The organism is Streptomyces sp. NPDC003011 (assembly GCF_053591515.1).
Genome location: NZ_JBSFTY010000066.1, coordinates 24,015 through 47,637, shown reverse-complemented (window position 1 = coordinate 47,637; position 23,623 = coordinate 24,015). Strand labels below are relative to the sequence as shown.

General features: G+C 68.7%; 16 protein-coding genes and 4 pseudogenes. 13 read left to right on the top strand and 7 right to left on the bottom strand.

Features of this window, described 5'->3' with window-relative positions:
- The first annotated feature begins 270 nt into the window (after window positions 1–270).
- Both ACWD0J_RS29495 and ACWD0J_RS29490 read left to right on the top strand, forming a co-directional pair.
- Complete coding sequence (locus ACWD0J_RS29495; RefSeq protein ID WP_451498890.1) at window positions 271–945, top strand: formylglycine-generating enzyme family protein; 675 nt, start codon at window positions 271–273, stop codon at window positions 943–945.
- A 178-nt stretch (window positions 946–1,123) separates the two neighbouring features.
- On the top strand, window positions 1,124–1,924 hold the full coding sequence (locus ACWD0J_RS29490) for an aminoglycoside phosphotransferase family protein (RefSeq protein WP_451498889.1): 801 nt from the start codon (window positions 1,124–1,126) through the stop codon (window positions 1,922–1,924).
- A gap of 351 nt (window positions 1,925–2,275) precedes the next feature.
- On the opposite strand, the pseudogene ACWD0J_RS29485 reads toward ACWD0J_RS29490, so the two are convergent.
- A pseudogene (locus ACWD0J_RS29485) lies at window positions 2,276–2,632 on the bottom strand (integrase); the annotation flags it as partial.
- On the opposite strand from ACWD0J_RS29485, the gene ACWD0J_RS29480 reads away from it, so the two are divergent.
- Window positions 2,553–2,732, top strand: a complete 180-nt coding sequence (locus tag ACWD0J_RS29480; RefSeq protein ID WP_451498888.1) for a hypothetical protein — start codon at window positions 2,553–2,555, stop codon at window positions 2,730–2,732. The pseudogene ACWD0J_RS29485 and the gene ACWD0J_RS29480 overlap by 80 nt on opposite strands.
- Window positions 2,733–3,086: 354 nt before the next feature.
- Here the strand turns inward: ACWD0J_RS29480 and ACWD0J_RS29475 are convergent, their stop codons facing one another.
- Window positions 3,087–3,542: an RICIN domain-containing protein gene (locus ACWD0J_RS29475; RefSeq protein WP_451498887.1), complete on the bottom strand. Its 456-nt coding sequence runs from the start codon at window positions 3,540–3,542 to the stop codon at window positions 3,087–3,089.
- Window positions 3,543–3,872: 330 nt separating this feature from the next.
- Between ACWD0J_RS29475 and ACWD0J_RS29470 the strand changes: the two genes are divergently transcribed.
- Window positions 3,873–4,505 carry a hypothetical protein gene (locus tag ACWD0J_RS29470; protein ID WP_451498886.1) on the top strand — a complete coding sequence of 211 codons (633 nt, stop codon included), beginning with the start codon at window positions 3,873–3,875 and terminating at the stop codon, window positions 4,503–4,505.
- A 92-nt stretch (window positions 4,506–4,597) separates the two neighbouring features.
- On the opposite strand, the gene ACWD0J_RS29465 is transcribed toward ACWD0J_RS29470, so the two are convergent.
- Together ACWD0J_RS29465 and ACWD0J_RS29460 are read right to left on the bottom strand one after the other, a co-directional pair.
- Window positions 4,598–5,415 (bottom strand): IS5 family transposase gene (locus ACWD0J_RS29465; protein WP_451498885.1). Its coding sequence is split into 2 segments (ribosomal slippage): window positions 4,598–5,052 and window positions 5,052–5,415, totalling 819 coding nucleotides; the frame shifts between segments, so codons are not numbered across the junction.
- Between the two features lie 89 nt (window positions 5,416–5,504).
- Window positions 5,505–6,503 (bottom strand): ArsR/SmtB family transcription factor, encoded by a 999-nt coding sequence (locus tag ACWD0J_RS29460; protein ID WP_451498884.1) that lies wholly within the window; start codon window positions 6,501–6,503, stop codon window positions 5,505–5,507.
- Between the two features lie 595 nt (window positions 6,504–7,098).
- Between ACWD0J_RS29460 and ACWD0J_RS29455 the strand changes: the two genes are divergently transcribed.
- A complete protein-coding gene (locus ACWD0J_RS29455) occupies window positions 7,099–7,731 on the top strand; it encodes a DUF2461 family protein (protein WP_451498883.1) in 633 nt (210 codons plus the stop codon).
- Window positions 7,732–8,661: 930 nt separating this feature from the next.
- Here the strand turns inward: ACWD0J_RS29455 and ACWD0J_RS29450 are convergent.
- On the bottom strand, window positions 8,662–9,345 hold the full coding sequence (locus ACWD0J_RS29450) for a GntR family transcriptional regulator (protein ID WP_451498882.1): 684 nt from the start codon (window positions 9,343–9,345) through the stop codon (window positions 8,662–8,664).
- A gap of 109 nt (window positions 9,346–9,454) precedes the next feature.
- On the opposite strand from ACWD0J_RS29450, the gene ACWD0J_RS29445 reads away from it, so the two are divergent.
- From ACWD0J_RS29445 to ACWD0J_RS29435, 3 genes and pseudogenes are all read left to right on the top strand, one after another.
- Window positions 9,455–10,621, top strand: coding sequence for a mandelate racemase/muconate lactonizing enzyme family protein (locus ACWD0J_RS29445; RefSeq protein WP_451498881.1), 1,167 nt, complete (start codon window positions 9,455–9,457; stop codon window positions 10,619–10,621).
- Between the two features lie 163 nt (window positions 10,622–10,784).
- Window positions 10,785–11,282 (top strand): annotated as a pseudogene (locus ACWD0J_RS29440) (cation:dicarboxylate symporter family transporter); the annotation flags it as partial.
- 76 nt (window positions 11,283–11,358) lie between these two features.
- Window positions 11,359–11,838 (top strand): annotated as a pseudogene (locus ACWD0J_RS29435) (IS701 family transposase); the annotation flags it as partial.
- Window positions 11,839–11,869: 31 nt separating this feature from the next.
- Here ACWD0J_RS29435 and ACWD0J_RS29430 read toward each other — a convergent pair.
- Window positions 11,870–12,691 (bottom strand): pentapeptide repeat-containing protein, encoded by an 822-nt coding sequence (locus tag ACWD0J_RS29430; protein WP_451498880.1) that lies wholly within the window; start codon window positions 12,689–12,691, stop codon window positions 11,870–11,872.
- A 412-nt stretch (window positions 12,692–13,103) separates the two neighbouring features.
- Complete coding sequence (locus tag ACWD0J_RS29425) at window positions 13,104–13,382, bottom strand: hypothetical protein (protein ID WP_451498879.1); 279 nt, start codon at window positions 13,380–13,382, stop codon at window positions 13,104–13,106.
- Between the two features lie 325 nt (window positions 13,383–13,707).
- On the opposite strand from ACWD0J_RS29425, the gene ACWD0J_RS29420 reads away from it, so the two are divergent.
- The 5 genes and pseudogenes from ACWD0J_RS29420 to ACWD0J_RS29400 all read left to right on the top strand — a co-directional run bounded on the left by ACWD0J_RS29420 (window position 13,708) and on the right by ACWD0J_RS29400 (window position 23,608).
- Window positions 13,708–14,304 carry a Mu transposase domain-containing protein gene (locus tag ACWD0J_RS29420; protein ID WP_451498878.1) on the top strand — a complete coding sequence of 199 codons (597 nt, stop codon included), beginning with the start codon at window positions 13,708–13,710 and terminating at the stop codon, window positions 14,302–14,304.
- Between the two features lie 181 nt (window positions 14,305–14,485).
- Window positions 14,486–15,162: pseudogene (locus ACWD0J_RS29415) on the top strand (ATP-binding protein).
- Between the two features lie 85 nt (window positions 15,163–15,247).
- Entirely contained in the window at window positions 15,248–15,799 is a 552-nt protein-coding gene (locus tag ACWD0J_RS29410) for a putative immunity protein (protein ID WP_451498877.1), read from the top strand.
- A 548-nt stretch (window positions 15,800–16,347) separates the two neighbouring features.
- The gene (locus tag ACWD0J_RS29405) at window positions 16,348–18,906 is read left to right on the top strand and encodes a hypothetical protein (protein WP_451498876.1); all 2,559 of its coding nucleotides are present in this window, start codon (window positions 16,348–16,350) and stop codon (window positions 18,904–18,906) included.
- Entirely contained in the window at window positions 18,899–23,608 is a 4,710-nt protein-coding gene (locus ACWD0J_RS29400) for a DUF6603 domain-containing protein (RefSeq protein WP_451498875.1), read from the top strand. Before ACWD0J_RS29405 ends, ACWD0J_RS29400 begins: the two co-directional genes overlap by 8 nt.
- The last annotated feature ends 15 nt before the right edge of the window (window positions 23,609–23,623 follow it).

Here is a 23,623-nt window from a genome sequence, read left to right as displayed (position 1 = left end):
AGCAGTCGGGTGCGACCACACGATTCTTCCTCGACCTGCGTGACAAGGGCGGACGGCTCTGCTTGGAGGGCTCGGCGGCCGGCGCGGAGACCGTCATCGACAAGTGTGTAGCCCCCGTGTCCGGCCCGTTCACGTCAGGAAAGCGGAATCAGTGAGTACCTGCTTGGCATGATCGGAGAAGGGTGATGACTTGCAGATTCATTCAGCCAAGGACAACCGTTGGCGGCTCTGTCGTTTCGCACTGGCAGGTCTCGTTAGGATCTTCTGATCATGGACGTGATGATGGGGAACGAGATGATCGCCATCCCGCCGGGGCAGGTGACGCTGTCGGACCGGCGGACACAACGCAGTTGGTCGGTCCAGCTTGCGCCCTACCAGCTCGCGGCATACCCGGTCACCCAGGCGTTGTACGCACAGATCACAGGCCAGTGGCCGAGTACCACCCCTGGGGACCAGTTGCCCGTCGAGTGCGTCTCCTGGTGGGACGCGGCGCGGTTCTGCAACGCGCTGTCCCAGTGCGCCGACTTGACGCCCGCGTACCACTTCCGTGCCGAGGTCGAAGATGTCGAGTGGGACGCGTCCGCCGACGGGTATCGACTGCCGACCGAAGCCGAGTGGGAGCACGCCTGCCGTGCCGGGACGACTGGGCCGCGTTACGGGGAGCTCGACGAGATCGGCTGGTACCGCGGTAACTCGCACGAGCGCATCCACGAGGTGGGCGGCAAACGCCCCAGCCCGTTGGGACTCTACGACATGCTCGGCAACGTCTGGGACTGGTGCTGGGACGTCTACGACGCCGAGGTCTATGGCCCCTACCGGGTGCTCCGTGGCGGTGGCTGGTTCGATGAGCACTGGAGTTGCCGGGCCTCTGCGCGGCGCCGCAGCCACCCGACTTTCCAGGTCGACGACGTGGGATTCCGCGTCGCGCGTTCCGTCGTGCGCTGATCCACGTCGTGGCGAAGGCCCTCTGTCGGCGAACCGGATCACTTGAGTGTTCTCGACAGGGTCTGAGGAAACCACTTGGGCAGCGAGAGCGGGGACCACGTTGCTCCGTTCGTGAAGGCGGTGGATGCGGTTCGCGGCCCGGCCCGCGCGGAATCGATCTGGCGATAGCGTGATCCTCATGACGGCTGAAGACGAGGCGCTGGTCGGCGGCATGGTGAACGCGGGGACGGTCTTCCGCCGGGGGGAGTTGGTGGAGCGACCGGCACCGCGCAACGCGCACGCCCTGCATGCCTATCTCCGCTCGCTGAAGGAGCACGGCTTCGACGCGGCGCCGGCCCCTGTCGGTCTCACCGCGGATGGCCGTGAGCAGCTGACTTTCATTCCTGGCGACGTGGCTTTGCCGCCGTTCCCGGACTGGGCGATGACGAGTTCTGCCCTCGAATCGGTGGGGAGCCTGCTGCGGCGTCTGCATGAGACCAGCGCGGCCGTCGTGGTCGACACCCGTGCCGAGTGGCCCCCGGACCTTGCCGACCCGGAGGGGGGAACGATGGTGTGCCACAACGATGTGTGCCCGGAAAACCTCGTCTTCCGCGACGGCCGTGCCGCGGCCCTGATCGATTTCGACTTGGCGGCCCCGGGCCGTGCCCTCTGGGACATCGCCATGACCGCCCGCTATTGGGTGCCCATGCTCGATCCCGGGTCCGCGGCCGCTCTCCATCCCCCCGGGCTGGATGCGGCCGCACGGCTGCGGATTCTTGCCGACAGCTACGGCCTCTCGGCGGGGGACCGCGCCGAGTTGCCCGGCGTCATAGAGCAGGCCACGGAGGTCTGCCGGGCCTTCGTGGCCCGCCGCGTGGCCGGCGCAGACCCCGTCTATCTCCAGGCGTTGGCCGAGCGTGGTGGATGGGAACGCTGGGACCGCATGCAGACCTGGCTGGTGGACCACCGCAAGACGTTCACGGCTGCCCTGCTGAACTGACCGGCCCGGAAGTTCGAGGACGGATTCACAAAACCATCGCCTTGCGTTGGCGGTATGCCTTCTGACGGCAACGCTGGGAGCACGTCCGTCGCTGTGACCTGCTGCGTCCTTCGGGCAGGGGACCCGAACAGACTGCGCAGGGCGGTGTTTCCGGGAACGCGTCCTGGACTGGGGCGAGGGCGTCAGCCCTCGCCCCAGTCGTGCTGGGTGAAGCTGCGGGTCCGGGGGGGGACCCCGAAGACGCGGATGCTGCCTGTTGTGTGGTGCGCCGGCGGTGGGCCCTTTGACGGCACCGGGCTGAGCATGTGCGGCGTTGCGACTGTCCGCGCCCGAGCGGCAGCGGCTGCTCGCAGACAGGGCGATCGGGACGTAGCCGCAGGCCTCGACCAGCGCGGCGTACTTCTGGTTGGGGGTGAACAGCCGTCCGGGATGATCGGGATCGGGCAGTCCCTCATGCGGCCCGTTCTGCCAGTGGGCAACGATCCACTCGTCCAGCAGCTCCTGCGTTTCGGGCAGCGACCACAGGTTCTCGTGTTCCGGGTGGCGGCCGCGGTGGTCGGTGTTGCGGCCGGTGCAGCCAGGGAGGAACTGGGCGAACATCGTTGCGACGGAGCCGAGCATCTTCTCGATGTGGCCCTCCTCGAAGGGCGAGCCCTTGTGCGTGGCCTGGAAGTCGATCTCCAGGAATCGGACCGAGGACCGCGAGTTGGCCGCCTTGGTCTTCTGGCGTGAGGTCACCGGCGTGGCGGGAGGGCTGATGGAGACCGACAGCCTGGTCTGGACGGAGGGAAACGGATGGGCAGCCTGAAGCGGCCGCCGGCCTTGGCGGTCGGCCAGAGGAGGGCACGTCGAAGTGCGCCTGCGCCGGCACGACGGGGAAGAGCCTGCGGGCGACGGACCGGTAGACGAGCGGTCGCACTGCCCCCGGCCGCGGGCTCGTGCGGCGGGACACGAGTGATCGTGCCAGGCCGCAGGGAGGGATTTCCGAAGACGAATCCCGGCCGGGTGGTGCACGGACGCACCACCCGACGCGAGTTGTCCCGAAAGACCCTTGCCGCCCCGGCGGTTTTCCAGGGCCCGCGCCTTTGCGAACATCCCCAGGACGCGTTCCCTCAATGTGTGCCGGGCTCCTCGGGCGAGCCGTCTCACGACAAGCGCAGGGCTACACCCATTGCTGGTAGATGCTTCCGTTGCAGGCTATGAGCCGGACACCCTGGGACACGCTGCCGTCGAGGCACCGTCCGGACTGCACGTGCCTGATCTCGCCCGTGGTGCCGGTGGGACGCCACTTCTGGTACGTGCTTCCATTGCAGGCCACGAGACGGACCCCCTGGGAGACACTGCCGTCGAGGCACCGTCCGGACTGGTAATGCCTGATCGGAGCGCTGCTGTCCCAGAAGTAGTCCCACTTCTGGTAGGAGCTCCCGTTGCAGGTGTTGAGACGGACCCCCTGGGAGACACTGCCATCAAGGCAGTGATTGGCGTAAGCCAGATTGTCCCAGGTGTTCCAGACGGTTGCCGTCGCCTGAGCAGGTGCGGCAAGCAGGGCGGTCATGGCCAGTGTTGCCGCCGTTCCCCCAGCCAGCACTGTCGCCCGGGACAGGGCACGCTTGATCATCGGCGTTCTCCTTTTTGATCGGTGACCACTTCGGCCGACAAGCGAAGGCTGCGTACCTCCGGCAGTTCGGCACCGAACGCATCCTTGGACACGTCAACGCCATGAATGCTCCGGGCCGCCGGCACGGGCGGCTACACCCTTAAGCCCTGGCTTAAGAGGCCCTAACAGACGTTGTTGATCATGTGACTTTCTACCGGCATCGGCCGACAGATCACTCGCGACGGCGGTTCACAGTCTCAGTTCGCGGGCGGCGCCTTCTGTGCGAAGACGGTCCGCGTAAGATCACCGCTGGAGGGGTGTGGCATGGCCATGAGGAATTACCGGTGGTGCGTGGCGATCGCGGCGGCCCTGCTGCTGGCCGGCTGCGGCGGTGGCGCGGAGAGCGACAGCTGGAATGGCAAGGCGGTGGCGCTCACGAAGGAACAGGTACGGGAGACGTTGCCGGATGGCGAGGCCATGACGCGTTGGAAGGAGTCGGCTCGGCCCATGGCCGTTGAGATGGACAAGCTCAACCGTTCGCAGGTCTGTCCCATCAAGGACAACGCGGGCTGCGAGAACTCCCGCTCCTACGGCGCCTCGACCTTCAGGCGCGACGACAACGCCGCCACCGTCACCTTTCTGATTATCGCCTACGACAGCGAACAGGCCGCCCGTAAGGCGTACGACGTGCTCTGGGACGGTTACTACGGCAAGAGGGTGGGACAGCGGGCCAAGACGTTCAGTCTCGGCCCGATCGGTGACGAGCGCGACGCTCGGTTCGGTTCCGCCGGCTTCCATGGCGAGCCCGGCACCGTGACCCAGACCCGGGTCGGCACGACGCTGCTGTGGACGCTGGCGGATTCCACGGACAAAGACAAGGACGGCGTCAACGAAGATAGTGCCCGGGACCTGGCCACGGTGCTCGCCAAGCGGGCCCGTCAGGCCCAGAACGGGGACGCGCCTTCCGCCGCGCTCGAGGGCTGACCGGGCGGCCACGCCGGGACCCGCCCCGCTGCTGGAGAGCATAGGAGCTAATCCACCCGAACTTGGTCCCGCTGCACGAGCTCTCAGAGGTCCTAACAAAGGCGTTGGACGTGGCGGTGGGTGATCAGGCATGTGGCGAGTCCGAGGAAGGCTTCGTGGATGTCGTCGCGTCGTTCCCAGCGGATGCGCAGGCGGCGGAAGCCGTGCAGCCAGGCGATCGTGCGCTCGACGACGTAGCGGAAGATGCCCAGGCCGGAGCCGTGTGGCTGGCCTCGTTCGGCGATGACCGGGCGGATGCCGCGGGCCCAGAGCAGTCGGCGGTACTTGTCGTGGTCGTAGCCGCGGTCGGCGAGGAGTGCGTCGGGCCGGCGTCTGGGCCGGCCGACGACGCCGGCCACGGTCGGAACTTTGTCGAGCAGGGGCAGGAGTTGGGTGACGTCGTTGCCGTTTCCGCCGGTCAGGGACACCGCGAGCGGGACGCCCTGGCCGTCGGTGAGGACGTGGTGCTTGCTGCCCGGCCGTGCGTGGTCGACCGGGCTGGGCCCGCTTTTGGGCCACGCCGGGCCGCCCTGACATGGGAGGAGTCGATCACCGCCCGCGACCAGTCCAGCTTCTTCGCCGCCCGCAGCTTCTTCAGCAGCACCAGGTGCAGTTTGTCCCACACCCCTGCTTCGTTCCACGCGGCCAGGCGCCGCCAGCACGTCATGCCGGACCCGAAGCCCAGCTCCTGCGGCAGGTACTCCCACTGGATACCGGTGTGCAGCACGAACAAGATCCCGCACAGTGCCTGCCGGTCCGGCACCCGCGGCCTGCCCTCCACCAGCTTCGGACCCGGCTCGGGCAACAATGGCTCGATGAGCGACCAAAGTTCATCCGACACGATCCATGGCCGGGACTGACGTTTCCCCACGAGCAGAACAACGACCACCCAAGCCGAAAGTCACATGATCAACAACTTCTGTTAGGGCCTCTAAGGGCCCACAGCCACGCTGCGCGGTGCTATCGCCATCGGTTCCCGGCCAGCAGTCCCCGGCCCAGGGCGGTGGCCATGTGCAGTACGGAACCACCGTGTCGGCTGGTGGTGATGAGGCGTGCCTCGCGCAACGCCTTGGTGTGCTGGCTGACGGCCGCCGGGGAGACACCGAGTCTCGCGGCCAGCTCAGTGGTGCTGCAACCGTCGGCGGCCACGCGCAGCGCGGCGGCCCGGGTACGTCCGAGCAGGGCGCCCAGGGGATCGTCGCCTACAGGGCTCTTGGGCTGCCACAGCGCGGCGCCGGTGGCCGGGTCGGTCACCGCCGGTACGGTGAGCCGCGGCACCGACGCGTCGTCGTACGGGTCGTACAGCAGGCTGAACTGACGCCAGGAGAACAGGGTCGGTACCAGGATCAGCCCTCTGCCGCCCAGATGGACCTCGACCTGGCGGGGGTGGCGTATCTCCAGCACGGGCGGCCGCCAGCGCACCAGCGGAGGGCTCAGAGCGGCCAGCAGAGCGTCGATTCCTCCCTCCAGGAACGTGTGGGCGTGCTGCGCCCGTACGGCCTCCAGCTGTGACCGGGACGCCGCCCAGTACGGTGCGACGGCCACCCGGTGACAAGCCACGAGGCCGGCCGCCAGCAGCCGCCGGGCATCGGCATCCCCGTCGGCGACGGCCCGCGCCCACGGCATGTGGGCGGGACCGACGGCGACGGGTTCAAGCTCGCGGCGTACCTGGGTGCGCGGTGCCCGCAGCAGAGCCTCCACAGCGTGGTCGATGTCGGGCGAGTCGCCGGCCAGCGCCAGCAGGTCGAGGCCCGGGCCCCGGGCCGGCAGCAGTGCGGTGAGTGGCCGGGCGTCCTCGCCCAGCCGGCCGGCCACCGTGGCGCGCCACCGTTGAAAGGGCAACGGGAGGGAACGCCCGCACAGCATCTCCAGGCTGTAATACGTCTCCGCGGCGGCCCCGATGGTAGTGGCCACCCGCGTGCGGGCGAGATCCTCCGCGGTGAAATGGATGCGCAGCACCACAGACCTCCGTCACGGAGCGGGGACACCTTCAGGCGCGGTGCCAGTCCGGCCGCCTCCTCCGTGGCGACCGTGAAATTGTCGGACGGGACGAGCGGGGCCTGCAACGCCGTTTCCGGACCTTCGGCCATGCAGCGTTCAGAGGATTTCGGTTGGCGTGAGAGTGTGCGCATCCCGCTGCCCGGGACAACTCGCATACGAGCCGCCGGACTTGTCCCGGCGTGGGCGCAGCGGGGGCGGCGCCGCGTGCGGGTGCAGGGGGCGAGCCACGGTTGTGCCGGTCTGGGTGCCGAAGGTGGACCGGAGGTCTGCGGTCAGCAGCAGAAGCGCGCTGAAGACGAGGTGGACCGGCCTGCCTACGAAGTGGCCGAAGAGGAAGCCGGTGCCGAGGATCGCCACTGCGCTGACGACCCGGATGACGGAGTCGAGGAGCGCGTGCCGGGTGCCGAGCAGGGCGGCGGGGGCGCGGAGCTGGACCTTGAGTCCGAACCGGCCGGCGAGCCCTGCCTCAACACCTCCACGACATCTGGGGCTATGCCTCCCTGCCCGTCGCACTCTCCCCGCGTACGGATCACGGATGCGCTATCCTCCGCGCATGCGCGGACAGTTCACCGGCTGGCCGGAGCGGGCCATGGACGTGTTGTGGCAGCTGCGAGGCGAACCGCCCCACGCGACCCGCGAGCGCCACCGCGCGGACCGCGAGCGCCTGGTCCGACAGCCGATGATCGCCCTGCTGAACGAGGTCGCCGACACCGACCCCCGGTACGAGGACTTCTCCGTCTGGCACTACCGCACCGACTCCTGGTGGTGGCAGCACCAGAGCGCGGTGATCCGGCTCGCCCGCAAGATCGAGATCGGTCTCCGGTTCGACCTGGACGGCCTGCGGATCCAGGGCGCCTGGTGGTATCCCGATCCCGGCCAGGTGGACATGTTCCGCAAGGCCGTGGCCTGCGAGGGGAGCGGCCGCGAACTGTCCGGCATCCTCGACGAGGTGCGGAAGAAGGGCTACGAGATCTCGGGGGACATGATGAAACGCCCTCCGCACGGCTATCCGACGGACCATTCCCGTACGCGCCTGCTGCGCCACCGTTCGCTGATCGCCGCCCGGCCCCTCGGTTGCGAGGAATGGCTGCACACGCCCGAGGCGGTCGACCGGGTCCTCTCGGCCGCCGCCGACCTGGACGCCCTGCTGATGTGGCTGGTCCGCCACGTGAAGCGCGCCGCCTGACATCAGGGGGGTGCCGCGCGGCACGGGAGGCCACTCGGTTCTTCGCCACGGCGGGCTCCACTCTCCGAGCGGGCGCCACTTCCGACCCGGGACATCTAGGTCGACCGCGAGAGGAGCGAGCTCCGCGACTTCTGCTGCGCCACCACCAACGAAGGCCACACCGTCATGACCCTGGAGCTCGGCCAGTGGATCCTGGCCAAGCTTCAGGAGGCGTAACCACCAGCCAAGGACGCCTTCGGCGGGTACGGCTTCCGGCAATGGCTGTAGCCCCGAACGCCAGTTGCTGACACGTCCCCCGACGACGGCCTCGCCCTCCAGCACCACGGGCCAGGGCAAGGTAAGCAACATTGCGGGGCAGAACGAGATGCGGAGCAGGTCGCGGTCGGGTTTGATCTCGGCAGAGGGCCAGATGCTCCGCCAGGTGAGGAGTTGACTCTTGTCGCCGTGATCCATCCGCTGGTGCACAGTGCGGAGTTGGTGCCCCCGGGACCCGGAAGCAAAAAAGGCCCCGCTCCCCGACGTGGATCGGGAAGCGGGGCTTCGGGGTGTGATGTGCGGGTCAGGGCGCCCAGGTCGCGGATGCCTTGTCGTGATCGTGGTTAGGGCGGCCAGCGGCGGTCGCCGGGGCGGCCGGGCGACGCATGGCGGTGATCGGGACGGCACCACGCTCGGCGGGCGGACTCGCCCAGACCATGCGCCAGGTGTCTTCCCACTCGCAGCCGCACGGATGGTCCGGGTGCGGGTGCGGGTGCCGTAAGAAGACGCCGTGGGTGTGGACTGCGCGTGGGATGCGAGGGATCAGCACCGAGGGGTCGTCGCCCGGGTAGAGACACTGGTGGAGTGTCGGTATTCAAGAGCCGCAGTATTCGCCCGCAGGGCGAGTGGGCGCGCACCTGGCCCGGTGACGTCAGAGGGGCCGGTCGCCGCGCGTCACGTCACGCGAATGCCCTCGCGGTCTTCGAGGGCGCTGATGGCGGTGGCGGTGAGGCTGTGGGTGATGTGGCCTCGCATCACCTGGGCGGCTTCGGCGGCGCGGCCGTCCACGATGAGGGAGACAAGTTCGTGGTGTTCCTGTAGGTCCCGGGTGCGGGGTTCGTCACCGGGCGGGAGTTCGAGGCCGAGGCGCCGGTAGCGGTCGGACTTGTCCCACAGGTCGTCCAGGAGACGGATGAGGACGTCGTTGTGGGAGGCCCGGTACAGCGTCTGGTGGAAGGCGCGGTGGGCCGTGAGTGCCTCTTCCCCCCATTGGCGGGTGACGGGGAGGAGCTTGTCGACGGCGGCCTGCATGGCGGCGATGTCGTCGTCCGTGCGTCGCTGGGCGGCGAGTTCGGCGGCGGTCGGGTCCAGGGACAGGCGGACCTCGAAGAGCTGGCGGGCCTCGTTCGAGTTCATGACGGAGACCCGGACGTCGCGGTGGGTTTCGACGGTGACAAGTCCCTCGCTGCTGAGGCGGCGGATGGCCTCGCGCAAGGGCGTGATGCTCATGTTGAGGGACTCGGCGAGGTCGTACTGGGCGAGCCGTGACCCGGCAGGAAGAGTGCCGGAGAGGATCCGGTCGCGGAGTTCTGCGTAGGCGAGGTCGCTCTTGCTGAAGAACAAGTTCTGTCCTGCCATAGCCCCCTGGACCGTTCCCTTCCGAAAGTTCCCCACCCCTTGACATCCCGCATCGGGCCAGCTCAGTCTAACAGGCGTCGCATCTTATAAGATATGAGAAAGGTCCGCAGTGAAGATCACAAACGTCTACGAGGGCGTCGTTCCGATCAGTTCCTCGATCCGCAACGCCTGGATCGACTTCAACTCCATGGACTGTTCGATCGTGGCGATCGAGAGCGATGTCATCCGGGACGGCAAGCCCGTGGTGGGCTATGGCTTCAACTCCAACGGCCGCTACAGCGCCGGCGAGATCCTGCGCCGCCGGATTCTGCCCCGCCTCCTTGAGGCCGAGCCCGGCAGCCTGCTCGACGAGCGGGGCGGCCTGGACCACGCCAAGGCGTGGGACGTGATGATGCGCAACGAGAAGCCCGGCGGGCACGGCGAGCGCTCGGTCGCGGTGGGTGTGGTGGACATGGCCCTGTTCGACCTGGCCTCCAAGATCGAGGGCAAGCCGCTGTACCGGTATCTGTCCGAGCGCTACGGCGACGGGCAGCCCGACGACTCCGTCTTCGTCTACGCCGCCGGCGGCTACTACGCCCCCGGCAAGACGCTCACCGGCCTTCAGGACGAGATGCGGGGCTTCCTCGACCTGGGCTACGACGTCGTCAAGATGAAGATCGGCGGCGCCGGCCTGGCGGAGGACCTGCGCCGTATCGAGGCCGTCATCGACGTCCTGGACGGCGACGGCTCCCGGTTGGCCGTCGACGTCAACGGCCGCTTCGACCTCGACACGGCCCTGGAGTACGGACGGGCCATGGAGCCCTACGGGCTGTTCTGGTACGAGGAGATCGGCGACCCGCTCGACTACCACCTCAACGCCACCGTCGCCGAGCACTACACCGGCCCCATCGCCACCGGCGAGAACCTCTTCTCCCTCCAGGACGCCCGCAACCTGATCCGCTACGGCGGCCTGCGCCCCGACCGCGACACCATCCAGGTCGACCCCGCGCTCTCCTACGGTCTGGTGGAGTACCTGCGCATCCAGGACATGCTCCGCCGGCACGGCTGGTCATCGAGGCGCTGCATCCCGCACGGCGGGCACCAGTTCTCCCTGCACATCGCCGCCGCCCTCAAGCTCGGCGGAAACGAGTCCTACCCGGGCGAGTTCCAGCCCACCGGCGGCTTCGCCGACGACGCCGTCGTCGAGAAGAGCCGCGTCGGCCTGACCGACACCCCCGGCATCGGCTTCGAGAGCAAGGCCGCCTTCTACAAGGTGCTGCGCGCCCTGCACGGCTGACCGCGACCCCACCGCAGACGCGCCCGCCACCGGGCGGCCGCCGTCGGCCGGCGCCACCGGATACGGGCGCCACACCCGAGATCGGGGACGCGAGCCGCGTCGTGTCCCCCGCCCCCCCACGGGACAGGGCTACACACGATCGTCGTGCGAGGGAGCACCAACGATGACAAGCACCACCACCGCCGGCCGCCCGCAGCGGTCACGGCTGAGCCGTCTCATACGGGAGCTGTGGTTCCAGGTCGTACTGGCCGCCGTCCTCGGCATCGCCGTCGGCATCCTCGCGCCCGGGCTGGGCGAGGACCTCAAGCCGCTCAACGACTGGTTCATCGCTCTGGTCAAGATGATCGTGATCCCGGTCGTCTTCTGCGTCGTCACCACTGGCATCGCCTCCATGGACAACCTGTGCAAGGCGGGCCGGATCGGTGTGAAGGCGATCGGCTACTTCCTGGTGCTGTCCCTGGTGTCCATGCTGATCGGGCTGGTCGTCGCCAACATCTTCCAGCCCGGCTCCGGCCTGCACGTCGACCCCTCGTCACTCAACGCCGACGACGTGCCCAAGACCGCCACCGAGCACGCCACCTTCACCGGCTTCATCTCCTCCCTCATCCCCGCCTCCCTGCTGGGCGCGATCACCGGGGATGCGATCCTGGCCGCACTGATGGTCTCGATCGTCGCGTTGCTGCAGGATCGGGACGACCTGGTCGACGAAGGCGTCGAAGCCGTCGTGGTAACCGTCGACGGCGATCGAGAAGCACGGCATCGGCTACGTCCTCGCAGTGGCCTGCTCAGCCCACATGGCCACCGGCGCCCGGCGCCTTCCGCGCCAATGCGCTGGTGAAGCAGGTGCCGAAGCGGGCCTGGCAGAAGCTCTCAGCCGGACGCGGCGCGAAGAGACAGCGGTTCTACGACTGGGCCGTCATCGGCCTCGCCGAGGCGGCACCGGGCCACCATCAGTTGCTGATCCGCCGAAACCGCACCACCGGTGAACTCGCCTATTACCGTTGTCACCCCGCCCCGTCGGCATCCCTCGCCACTCTGGTCACGGTCGCAGGTTCCAGATGGCGGGTGGAGGAAACCTTCCACCCTCGCGTTGCCTTCCTCACCGTCGTCCGCGCCGACGAACATGCACTGCCCCACTGATCCCGCTGACCTGTAACGAGATCCAGCGCCTGTTCATCAGTGTTGTTGTCCGGCCCGCTCACGGCCGGGCCCCATGGCTTCGTCTTCAGCCAGAGCGGTCTTCTGGCTTCAGAACTGAGTCGCTGCGTCCGTCTTTGCGACCTTCCGGATTTCCTCTGGGGTCATCCCTCGTACACCGGTCAGGTCGGCGCCAGCCAGGTCGGCGCCAGCCAAGTCCGCACCGGTCAGGTCCGCGGACCTCAGCGAGCCATAGTTGAGGTGTGTGTTGGAGAGACTCGCTCCGGTGAGGTTCGCTCCGTCCAGATCAGCGCCGCTCAAGTTCGCGAACCTGAGCTTCGCGTCGCTCAGGTTCGCGCTCTGGAAGTTCATACGGGTCAAGTTCGTAAATGACAGCCGGCTGCCGGGAATCCGAACTGCGTGGAGGTCGGTGTAAGGAACATGGGGGTCGAAGGAGGCAGGGCGGACGCGGTCGAGCCGGCCCATAACGGTCAGAGCGGCCTGAACGTCGGTGTCGGGTTCCGGGGGCAGCTTGCCGTCCGCTATAGAGGCAGCGGGATCACGCTCGCGGACGAACGCGGCCAGCACGTCGGTGATGGTGGTCATGTCCCGTGAGGAATCTTTGGCGATGCGTTCCAAGGCATAAACGGCGCTGGTGCGGACTTCGCGTCCGGATGAGCCGAGCTGTTCAGCGGCCCTGGTGTACCGGTCGGTGATCTGGCCCTCCCGGGCCGTCCGCAATTCCTCCTGCGCGGTCTGGTATGTCAGTGCAGTCGCCACCACGCCGGTTGCGGTGAACAGCACACCGAACAGGATCCCGATACTGTTGAACCATTGGTGACGGCTCTGCCGAAGACGCTCACGCTCATCCGCCTCACTCTGTCGCTGCTGTTGGAGGAGCTCCAGTCGACGGTCAGGGGGCAGCGCGTCCAACTCCTCCTGCGTGGGTCCATTGATCCGGACCCGAGGCGACCCCATCGGAGCTGTTCCTGCGGGCCCTGGGTTCGTGGGCGCTGCCGCTGCGTCGGCCGACTCATCGCCCGGAGTCGCGCCGCATTCAGGGGTGTTGGTCACCTTCAGTACGATAGGGGCAGATCTGTTCGGCGGGCACTCAGTTGAGGATGCTCAGCTCGTCGTCGCAGCCGCCGGCGAGGAAGGCGTCCACGGCCGGAGCGGCGACGAGGCGGGCCTGCCAGGTACGTACAGAGCCCCGTGCTGTACCAACTGAGCGACAGACCAGAAGAGTTGCGGGGAGCGGGCTAGAACCGGCGCCACACAAGCTTGATCAGAATCGCCTCAAGAGACACCGCGCCGTGGCCACTCGGTACGACAAGCTCTCGGTCCGCTACGAGGCAACCCTGCTGATCGCGGCCATCAACGAGTGGCTGTGACCAGTTCGAGACACACTTCGGACCAGCCACTTCCCGTCGCGCATCATGGTTCGTCCGGCCATCTCGGGAACCGTTCCCCACACCTGCAGCACCTGCGGGGTGACCTGGAAGAAGGCGTACGAGGGACGGTCCTTGCGAGGGTCCCAGCCGTGCTTGGCGGCGAAGGCGTCGCCCACCTCGGCCGGAAGCTCCTCACGGGTCAGCATGCGCGCGGTGCCGTGGACCAGGACCACGTCCCGGGTATGGCCGAAGCAGAGCCGGACCCGGCCCGAGGCGCACAGGTTATGCCCGGTCAGGTCTGAAGCCGGCGGGCAACCGGGTCTGCACCGGCCGCAGCCGGGTGGAGTCGGAGCGGTGGACGTCCTTCCGGTCGCACTACGGGATCGACGCGTTCTACGGCATCCCGGGGCCAGGTGGGCGCCCACGAGGAGGGCGGGGTCGAGCAGGAGGGCGGCCGGTTCCGGCGCACGCATCTGGTCCCTGTTCCCGACGTCGTCCCGCTGGAGGCCGGCCCTCAACGGACGGCTGCGGGAGATCGACGCAGAGGAGGACGAACGGTTGCTGTCCGGGCGGCTGACCAGCGTCGGGTTCTACTTCGTCTCCGAGACCGATCTCCTGCTGCCGCTGCCGTTCGGGGAGTTCGAGTGCGGCATCACGCTGACGCCGAAGGTCGACCGCAGCAGCCGGATCACCGTCCGCCAGCGCCACTACTCGGTCCCGGCCCGGTTTATCGGCCAGAACGTGCGGGTCCTGCTGCGGGGCAACGAGCTGCTGGTGTTCGAGAAACGGGAGATCGCCGCCCGTCATCCCCGGCTGGCCAGGCGCGGAGAGTTCCGCGCCGAGCTGGACCACTACGTGGAGAACCTGCTGGCCAAACCGGGGGCGACGGCCGGTTCGACCGCGCTGGTCACCGCGCGGGAGAACGGCTCGGCTCGTTCACCGAAGTGCACGAGGCGTTCTGGGCGGCGGCCGGTCAGCCCACGGGGACGCGGCGACCCGGGCGCTGATCGAGGTTCTGCTGTTGCACCGGCGCATGCCCGCGGCCGCGGTCCAGCAGGGCATGGCCGCCGCGATCCGGGCGGGCGCCACCACCGCGGACGTCGTCGCCGTCGAGGCCCGCAAGGCGGCCGCGCTGGTCCCCGAACCGGCCGATGACAGCGCCGAGGAGATCGAGCCGCCGCCCTGGGCGGAGCCCAGCGGGGTGGTCTCCCCGACCGCCCGCAGGGGTCCAACTGCCCAAGCACAAAAGGCCGTTGCCGACAGTCTCGCACTACGACCAGCTGCTGAAATGCCAACCGAAGGGCACCGCTGGACCACGACCGAGACCGCCACCCGGATTCCCTCGCCCCGGCGCGACACCGGGTCCGAGGAGGCGGTCGACACCGCGATCGACGAGGCTTGCCGCACGCTCCACCTGCCCAGGATCCGCAGCCGGGTCCAGGACATGGCCGGCGAGGCGATGCGCCAGCGCTCCAGCTGCAAGGGCTTCCTGGCCGACCTGCTGCAGGCCGAGTGCGCCGAGCGTGAGGAGAGGCGCGAGTTGCGGCTGCTCGGGGAAGCGAACTTCCCCGGCCCAAGCGGCTGGAGGACCTCGACTTCGAGGAGAACCCCAACGTCACCCCGGAACTCGTCGGCACCCTGTCGGACTCGGCCTGGGTCAGGGCAGGGCAGCCGCTCTGTCTGATCGGTGACTCCGGCACCGGGAAGTCCCACTTGGGCCATCGCCCGCTACGGGCGCGTCGATCTGCTCTGCCTGGACGAGTTCGGTATGTCGACCTGGACAAGGCCGTAGCGAAGCTCCTGTTCCTTATCTTCATCTTCACCGAGCGGGAGGAACGACGCGCTATCGCGATCGCGTCGAATGCACCGTTCTCCGAGTGGAAGCAGACCTTCACCGACCCTCGGCTCTGCACCGCGATCATCGACCGCGTCACGTTCAACGCCCACATCGTCGAGACCGGCACCGAGTCCTACCGGTTCACCCAGACCCAGCGCGGGCGGTGCGGCAGCTGACTCTTACCTCGACCCTCAACAAGGCTGTGTCACACCAGTCTCCGTCTGAGGCCGCAGGTGATCGGTCGATGGGAGAATCGGGTCCGTGACGATCGGATCTGGGGACTTTGAACTGACCATGGACGAATTGCGAGTCGTCGCCCACTACGTTCTGGAGAGCGCTGAGGAAGTTCTTCCGGTGTTCGAGGACGCCAACCCCGGCGATCCTCGGCCCCGTGCAGCCATTAGCGCCGCACAGCAGTTCGCGAACGGCGCCAAGAGGACCAAACTTCAGCGCATCACCTCCTTGGATGCCCACCGGGCGGCAAAGGAGGCGACCACGGAGGCCGCACGGCTCGCTGCGCGCGCTGCGGGAGATGCCGCCTCTGCGGCCTACCTCCATCCGATCGCGAAAGCCACCCAAGTGGGTCATATCCTGAGAGCCGCCGCAAGCGCCGCACGCGTTGGAGAATTGAACGCGGACGATGATCTCGCCGTCGGGCTCCGGCTGATCGACGAGGCTCGACGACGCGCCACACCCGTCCTGATCGATGTTTTGAACAGATACCCTCTGGCGCCGACGGGCAAGAGCCGTACTGCACAGCTCATGACCATCCTGGACGCGTCCCTGCGCATGCCCCGCCAAGCTGAGGGTTAGCTACTTGCCCCTGAAGAAGTCGTCGGTGCCGCTGGGTTGTCCTACGGGGAGAGCTGGTCCGAGCTGTCGGCGGCCGGAGACCTGGCCGGCGATCCGTGCGAAGGCGAAGGCCGAGGGCGGCGAGGTGCTCTTCGCCGACCTCAAACGGAGCCTGCCGATGCACAGCCGGGCCCGCGACCAGGCCCAACTCGCCGCCGAGACCCGCCGGTTCTTCCACCGACGCCAACGCCAACCACACATCGTCCGCGGCTACTTCGTTCGGCCCGCACGTCCGCTACATCCTCGAACAGAACCCTTGAGTTTCGGATCGATAGCAGGGCTCCGTTACCGAGGTTGAACTCGTGATGCCGCCTTCCGTGATCAGGCGACGCTGGAGAGCCAGCGCGCGTCGCAGCAGGGACCAGATGCTTCCCGCTGGTACGGACCATACTCGGGGCGAAGGGCGCAGACGATCCCCGGCCAGCCGTACCAGAGCACGGTGAGTATTCAAAACATTACGGACGGCGATGATAGGCTGCGTTCGTTGAGCCGTCCGAAGTCCCATTTGGATGGGGGCCCTCGTGGTACCGGACATCGTGCTGTTCCCGCACTGCGATCTCCACCTGGCCCTGTCCGGTACGCCGCCGCTGACGCTGCAGGTGTTCGACCGGACGGTGACGGCCGGTGGGTACGCGCTGACGCCGATCGCCCCGGGGGCGATCGCGGTGGACTTCTTCGCGCCGCATCGCCCCGTCGGACAGCGGCTGCTCCCGCCGCTGCCGGCGTACAACGGCGCCAACGGGCAGCTCACCGCCACCCAGCCGGGGGTGTACCTGTTCCAGGTCCGGCGCGGCAGCGACTACTTCGTCGGCCGGCTGCAGGTGCACAACTCGATCGTGGCGTGGTGGTTCGGCAACGACTCCATCACCACCGCCGTGGACGACGTGGCGCACGCCCAGCCGTCGATCTACGCCAAGTTCAGCGACGATCCGACCGGTACGGATCTGATCGGCGACATCACCGGGCACGGATACGTGACACTGACGTCGGCCGGTACCAACACCTTCGTGGTCAACCCGCAGGGGCGGCTGCGCGGGCTGCGCGAGACCACCGGCACCCCCGGGACCGTGGACCTGACGGGCGCGTTCCTCAACCAGACCCAGCGGCTGCCCGTGCGGGTGGTGAACTACGCCAAGCACCGCCGCGACCTGAAGCCGGTCCAGACGCCCAACGTGGCGCACGCGGCCGAGCAGCACAACATCGTCTTCCTCGCGGAAGGGTTCCGTAAGTCCGACGAAGAGACCTTCGACAAGATCGTCACCCGCGTCGTGGACCAGATGTTCGACCAGCCCCGGCATCAGCCGTACCCGATGCTGGAGGGCAGCTTCAACATCTTCAAGGCCTTCGGCGCCTCGCAGGAGCATTGCGCCACCGTCGCTTACCGGGTCGCCGACGCGGACCAGACGACGGGGACCGGCGTGCCCATCCCGTTCATCCGCAAGGTCAGCGACGACGAGAACGTCTACACGCTGCGGGACCTGGTGGCCAAGGTCGGGCTGCCGATGCGCAACGAGAGCAGGGCCGACCTCAAGGACATCTGGGCCGGGCAGGAGCTGACCGGGTTCGATCCCCACAAGGTGGACCAACCGTTGCTGGGGGCGTGGAAGAAGCACCAGGGAACCGGAATCCTGCACGCACGCGACACCCTGTTCGGAATGCATCTGGGCTGCCGGTGGGGCGACCGCTTGTCCAAAGGCAAGGCGGCGGTGACCCCGCCCGGAAGCGACCAGCCGGGCACGCCGGGGCTGCGCGAGTTCATCGCCCGGCTATATGAGTTCTACAAGCCCGAGCAGGCGACCAGGGCGTTGACGCCCGACCCCCGCAGGCATCCTCCCGAGCGGTTCGCCGGCCGCGGCAGCACCAATCCGGGCAACCTGATCCTGCAGTACCTCGCGGGCCTGGAGTACGCGTTCGCCCCGTTCCATCACATCGGACCGGTCTGGGAGCCCGACGACGACCACTTCAAGCCCAGCCGCGGACTGGTCGCCCTCATCACCTATGACGAGGTGAACGGCGGCAGCAACGTCAACAACAACACCCTGACGGCCCTGACGACCAACAAGGGCGACGGGGTGGAGTTCGAGTACGCCGCGGGCGACAAGCGCGTGATGCGACGCAAGCCGTCGTCGGAGCCCGACGTCAACTTCACCGAGACCGTCGACACGGTCGCGCACGAGTTCGGCCACAGCTTCGGCCTGATGGACGAGTACGAGAGCTCTGGTGGAGACGACCCGAAAGCGCCCGCGACCTCAACGGACGACATCCTTGGCGACAACGTGAGCATGCTGGGGTTCCTGCGGGTCAACGCCGCGCCCGACCGGCAGATCGACGTCACCAAGGTCAAGTGGTTCGCGCTGCCCCGGATGCGCCAGTCCGCACGGCTGATCATCGACTCCGCACCGGGTCTCGGTGGCATCGAGATCATGATCGACAAGCGGTACATCGCGCCGTGGCAGAAGATCGCGGCGCAGAACCCGCCGGCCGAGGTGCACCTGCGCAACGTCCACGTCAGCCCGCAGGGCATCCAGCTGCCGCTGGCCACCGGCCCCGCCCAGATCTTGACCAACCTGAAGATCGCCCACATCGAGCCCGAGCTGGGCACCATGACGCTCGACGGCCCGGGCCTGCCGCCCGCGCCGTTCCCGACGTTCGCCGCGGGCTCGGCCGTGTACGTGCTGCTGAAGGACGCCGCCGGTCAGGTCCGCACCGTGGTCGAGCCGGCGGTGCGCAAACACCTGACCACTCCCACCCCCGCCAACAGGATGCCGCTGAACGTCGACACCGACAACCTGCATCCCAAGCACGAGGCCGATAACCCCAGGTCCATTCCGGACTTCAAAGCGCCCTGCAAGTCCTCGAAGCTGATCGGCGTCTACGAGGGCGCGCTCGACTTCGCGGGCGGCTACTACCGGCCGACCGGAGCGTGCAAGATGCGCCGCGCCGACGACGAGGACAACGACGGCGAGTTCTGCTTCGTCTGCAAGTGGCTGATCGTCAACCGGGTCGATCCGGGTTACCACAGCATCCTCGACGCGATGTTCTACCCGAAGGCGAAGAAGAATGGCTGAGCCCGGCACGTTCGACAGGCTGGTGGCCGAGCTGGGGCAGGCGCTGCTGCCGCTGCGCGAGGCGCTCGCCTCCCCGGAGGCCTTCATCGCGTTACTGCAGAAGCTGGGCTGGCGCGCCGAGGACATCCCGCAGCCGCTGCGCGACCTCGGCAGCGGGGTGGAGACCCTCTACGACGGCCTGACCAGGCTGCTCGGCGAGGGCGGCCTCAACGTCGGCGGCTCCGTGGGCGACGGCGAGGCCTCGGTGCAGATCTCTCCCGACGACGTGAGCCGGGTGCTGCGGGCCTTCCAGGAGGTGGTCAACGCGATCAGGGCGATCGCGAACGCACCCGACTCGGCCATCCCCGCTCCGCTGCGCGCGGACGGCTTCAAGGAGAAGTTCCCCGGCCAGCTCATCGACTACCTGGTCATCACCTACCTGCAGCGGTACCACCCGTCGATCGGGTTCGGGCTGCGCGCGCTGGGCGTGGTCAAGACGGGCTACGCGCCGCCTGAGGGCAATCGGCCGCCGTACATGAACGTCCGGCTCGGCCTGACGGACCTGCCCAAGACGCTGAGCGAACCCTCGCTGGTGCTCAAGAACGCCTTCGGCTGGGGCGAGGCGGACTTCGACTTCGAGGCGCTGGCCGTGCAGGTCGACAACCTGATGATGGCCATCGGCGTGGACATCGCCACCGCCGAGATCCCGACGGCGAGTGCGGCCGCCCTGCAAGGCACCGCTCCCAAGCTGACCGACCCGCCGGTGCGCGGCATCCGGGCGGTCTTCTTCGAACGGGCGCAGGCCTCGGGCCGGATGGCCGCCGAGATGAGGCTGCTGCCGGTGCCGGCGGCAGCCGGGAGCCCGCCCGGCCTGGCGCTGATCCCCGCCTTCAACGGCGCGCTGGACTTCAAGTTCCAGCTGGGCGACGACATCGCCGTCACCATCCGTACCGACCTGAACCTGCAAGGCGGGATCGGGCTGCAGGTGCGGCCGGGCCGCCCGATCGAGATCATCGTCGGCTTCGCGGGCGGCGGCTCGCCGTCGCACGCCGACGGCTCGCTGGTGGTCAAGGCCGAGCGCGGCAACGCCGACGCCGGCCCGATCGTCTTGCTGGGCTCACCTGGAGCGACCCGGCTGCAGTTTCGCAAGGCCGGCGGCACCGGCGGCATCCGGCTGTCCGACGGCGCGGCGGATGTGTTCGCCGAGTTCGAGCTGGCCGGTCTGGAGTTCGTCTTCGACCCCGGCGAGGCCGACGGCTTCATCGCCAAGATCGTGCCGGACGGCGGCTTCTCCTTCGGGGCCGACCTGACGCTCGGCGTCTCCCAGCGCACCGGCTTCTACTTCCGCGGCACCTCCAACCTGGAGATCCAGCTGCCCGTCCACCTCAACCTGGGACCCATCGACATCCAGTCGCTGACCGTCTCGGCCGCCCCCGGCGCGGACGGCCTGCCGATCAACCTCGGCGCGACGTTCAAGGCCGAGCTCGGCCCGATCAAGGCGGTCGTCGAGGAGCTCGGCCTGGCGGCGACCTTCGGCTTCGCGTCCGGCAACGACGGCAACCTCGGCCCGCTGGACGTCTCGCTGAGGTTCAAGCCGCCCAAGGGCGCGGGCCTGTCGGTGGACGCCGGGGTGGTCAGCGGCGGCGGCTACCTGTTCTTCGACCCGGCCAAGGGGGAGTACGGCGGGGCGCTGGAGCTGGAGTTCGCCGGGCTGTTCGACGTCAAGGCGATCGGGCTGATCACCACCCGGATGCCGGACGGCTCCGCGGGCTTCTCGCTGCTGCTGATCATCACCGCCGAGTTCGGCACCGGCATCCAGCTCGGCTTCGGCTTCACCCTGCTGGCGGTGGGCGGGATCGTCGGGCTGAACCGCCGGATGAACCTGCAGGCTCTGGTGGAGGGGGTACGGACCGGCTCGATCGAGTCGGTGATGTTTCCGCGCGACGTGGTGGCCAACGCGCCGCGCATCCTGTCGGACCTGCGCGCTTTCTTCCCGCCCGAGCAGGGCACGTTCCTAGTCGGGCCGATGGCCAAGATCGGCTGGGGCACCCCCACGCTGGTCTCGGTCTCGCTCGCGGTGATCATCGAGATCCCTGGCAATATCGCCATCCTCGGCGTGCTGCGCTGCGTGCTGCCCACCACCGACCTGCCGCTGCTGGTCCTGCAGGTGCAGTTCGTCGGCGCGATCGAGTTCGACAAGCAGCGCCTGTGGTTCTTCGCCCAGCTCTTCGAGTCGCGCGTGCTGTTCATGACCCTCGAAGGCGGGATGGGCCTGTTGGTAGGCTGGGGCGACAACCCCGACCTGGTCATCTCCGTCGGCGGCTTCCACCCCTCCTACAAGCCGCCGCCGCTGCCGTTCCCGGTGCCGCCCCGCATCCGGGTGGACATCCTCAACCGGCCGGGCGCCCGGATCACCGTCTCCGGCTACTTCGCGATCACCAGCAACACGGTGCAGTTCGGTGCACGCGCCGAGATGGTGCTGGGCTTCGACGACTTCGGCATCTCCGGCCACCTCAGCTTCGACGCGCTGTTCCAGTTCTCCCCGTTCCGCTTCGTCATCGCCGTCTCCGCAGGGGTCTCGCTCAAGGCGTTCGGCGTCGGCCTGTTCGGCATCGACCTGGACTTCCAGCTCGAAGGCCCGGCCCCGTTCAGGGCGCACGGCCGGGGCTCGATCTCGCTGCTGTTCTTCGAGATCTCCGCCGACTTCGACATCACCTGGGGCGAGGACCGCGACACCACGCTGCCCCCGATCGACGTGCTCCCCCTCCTGGCGGGCGAGGTCGCCAAGCCGGAAGGCTGGCAGACCCGGCTGCCGACCGGCGGCGGCAACCCGCTGGTCACACTGCGCGCGTTGCCGCCGACCGAGGACCTGGTGCTGCACCCCCTCGGATCGCTGTTCATCCGCCAGCGTGCGATCCCGCTCGCCGTACGGCTGGATCGCATCGGCGCGCAGCGGCCGCGCGACGGCAAACGGTTCACCGTCGAGCCCCTGTCGGGCAGCGGCCTCGTGCGCGCCTCCGTCACCGCCGACAAGTTCGCGATGGCCCAGTTCCAGGACATGGACGACGCGACCAAACTGTCGCGACCGGCGTACGAGGACCAGGACGCGGGGCTGGAGCTGGTGGCGGCGCAGGGCGCGATCGCCTCCGCCCGCGTCGTCAAGCGCAGCGCCCGCTACGAGCAGATCGTCATCGACAGCAGGCTGCGCCGCTCGCCGGGCACCGTACGACCGGCGACCCGCACGATCGTGCAGGCCGACGGACTGGTCCGCGAGGTCGCCCCCACCGCCGCGCCCACCAAGACGCTGACCAGCGTCAGCCCGGCCGTGTTCACCCGGCTTCTGGAGGGCAGCAGCACCAGCCGTTCGCCCCTGTCGCAGCGCGAAGCCGACCAGCGCCAGCCGTACGCCCCTGAGGAGACCGTGCAGGTCACAGGCCCGCGCTTCGTGGTCGCCTACCTGCGCAACAACGCCCAGGCCTTCCCGCCGGCCTCGCTCGGCTCGGCCACGGCGAGTTTCCGCAGCCAGGCGGCGGCCGAGGAGGCCCTCGCCGAGTGGGTCATCGCGGACCCCGCGCTCATCGGCCAGCTCCACGTCATCCCCGAATCCGAGGCGGCGGCCCTGCCCGTCACCCCGCAGTCGTGGACCTCCACCGGCTCCCTGCCCACCCCGGCCATCGCCCCGGCAGCGGTACGGCTGAGCAGCGGCAAGATCCTCGTCGCCGGCGGCCAGGACACCGCGGGCAAGCCGCTCGCCGCCGCCGCGCTCTTCGATCCCATCGCCGGGACCTGGGCCGCCACCGCGCCGCTTCCGGTCGCCCGCGACGGGCACACCCTGTGCCTGCTGCCGGACGGCCGGGCCCTCGCCGCCGGCGGCGTGACCCAGACCGCGCCCCTGGCGACCACCGAGATCTACGACCCGCTCACCGCGACCTGGAGCAGCGGCCTTCCGCCGATGCACACCGCCAGGCTCGGCCATGGCGCCACCGTGCTGCGCGACGGCAAGGTCCTGATCACCGGCGGCACCGGCGCCCGCGGCAACTCGCTCCCGTCCGCCGAGGTGTACGACCCGGCCAAACGGCGGTGGACCGAGACCGCGATGACCGACCCTCGCTCCGACCACCAAGCCGTACTGCTCGCGGACGGCCGGGTCCTGGTGGTCGGCGGCGTCCTCAAGACCGGCCGGACCAGCGCCGCGCTCGGCTATTGCGAGATCTACGACCCGGCAACCGGCACATGGACCCCGACCGGCTCGCTCGCCACACCTCGCGCGGGTCACCAGGCGACGCTGCTCGCCGACGACACCGTCTTGGTGACCGGCGGCGATGCTGCGACCGGTCCGGCGCGCGGTCCGTACAACTCCGCCGCCCTCGCCAGTGCCGAACGCTTCACCGTCGGCTCCGGCACATGGACGGCGGTCCGCGACATGCCCGGTGGGCGCACCCGGCACCGCGCCCTGCCATTGCGCTCCGGCCTGGTGCTCGTGGCGGGCGGCACCCGGTCCCCCGCCTTCGACGGCGGCTTCCGCAGTGCGCTGCTGTATGACCCGGCCGCCGGCACCTGGACCCCCGCGAGCGGCCTGGCCAACGGCCGGTGGGCGTTCGCCGTGATCGACCTGTCCGACGGCCGGGTGCTCGTGGCCGGTGGCCGGACCCGCTCGGCCGCTGCCGCCCCGCACCCCGGCACCGACATCCTCACCCCGACCGCCGAGATCTTCACGCCCTGACGACGGAGGAACCTC

Bases quoted from the DNA above. Each gene is read 5' to 3' on its own strand.
- ACWD0J_RS29495 (WP_451498890.1), top strand. From the start codon at position 271: ATGGACGTGATGATGGGGAACGAGATGATCGCCATCCCGCCGGGGCAG.
- ACWD0J_RS29490 (WP_451498889.1), top strand. From the start codon at position 1,124: ATGACGGCTGAAGACGAGGCGCTGGTCGGCGGCATGGTGAACGCGGGG.
- ACWD0J_RS29480 (WP_451498888.1), top strand. From the start codon at position 2,553: ATGTGGCCCTCCTCGAAGGGCGAGCCCTTGTGCGTGGCCTGGAAGTCG.
- ACWD0J_RS29475 (WP_451498887.1), bottom strand. From the start codon at position 3,542: ATGATCAAGCGTGCCCTGTCCCGGGCGACAGTGCTGGCTGGGGGAACG.
- ACWD0J_RS29455 (WP_451498883.1), top strand. From the start codon at position 7,099: ATGCGCGGACAGTTCACCGGCTGGCCGGAGCGGGCCATGGACGTGTTG.
- ACWD0J_RS29450 (WP_451498882.1), bottom strand. From the start codon at position 9,345: ATGGCAGGACAGAACTTGTTCTTCAGCAAGAGCGACCTCGCCTACGCA.
- ACWD0J_RS29405 (WP_451498876.1), top strand. From the start codon at position 16,348: ATGGGGGCCCTCGTGGTACCGGACATCGTGCTGTTCCCGCACTGCGAT.
- ACWD0J_RS29400 (WP_451498875.1), top strand. From the start codon at position 18,899: ATGGCTGAGCCCGGCACGTTCGACAGGCTGGTGGCCGAGCTGGGGCAG.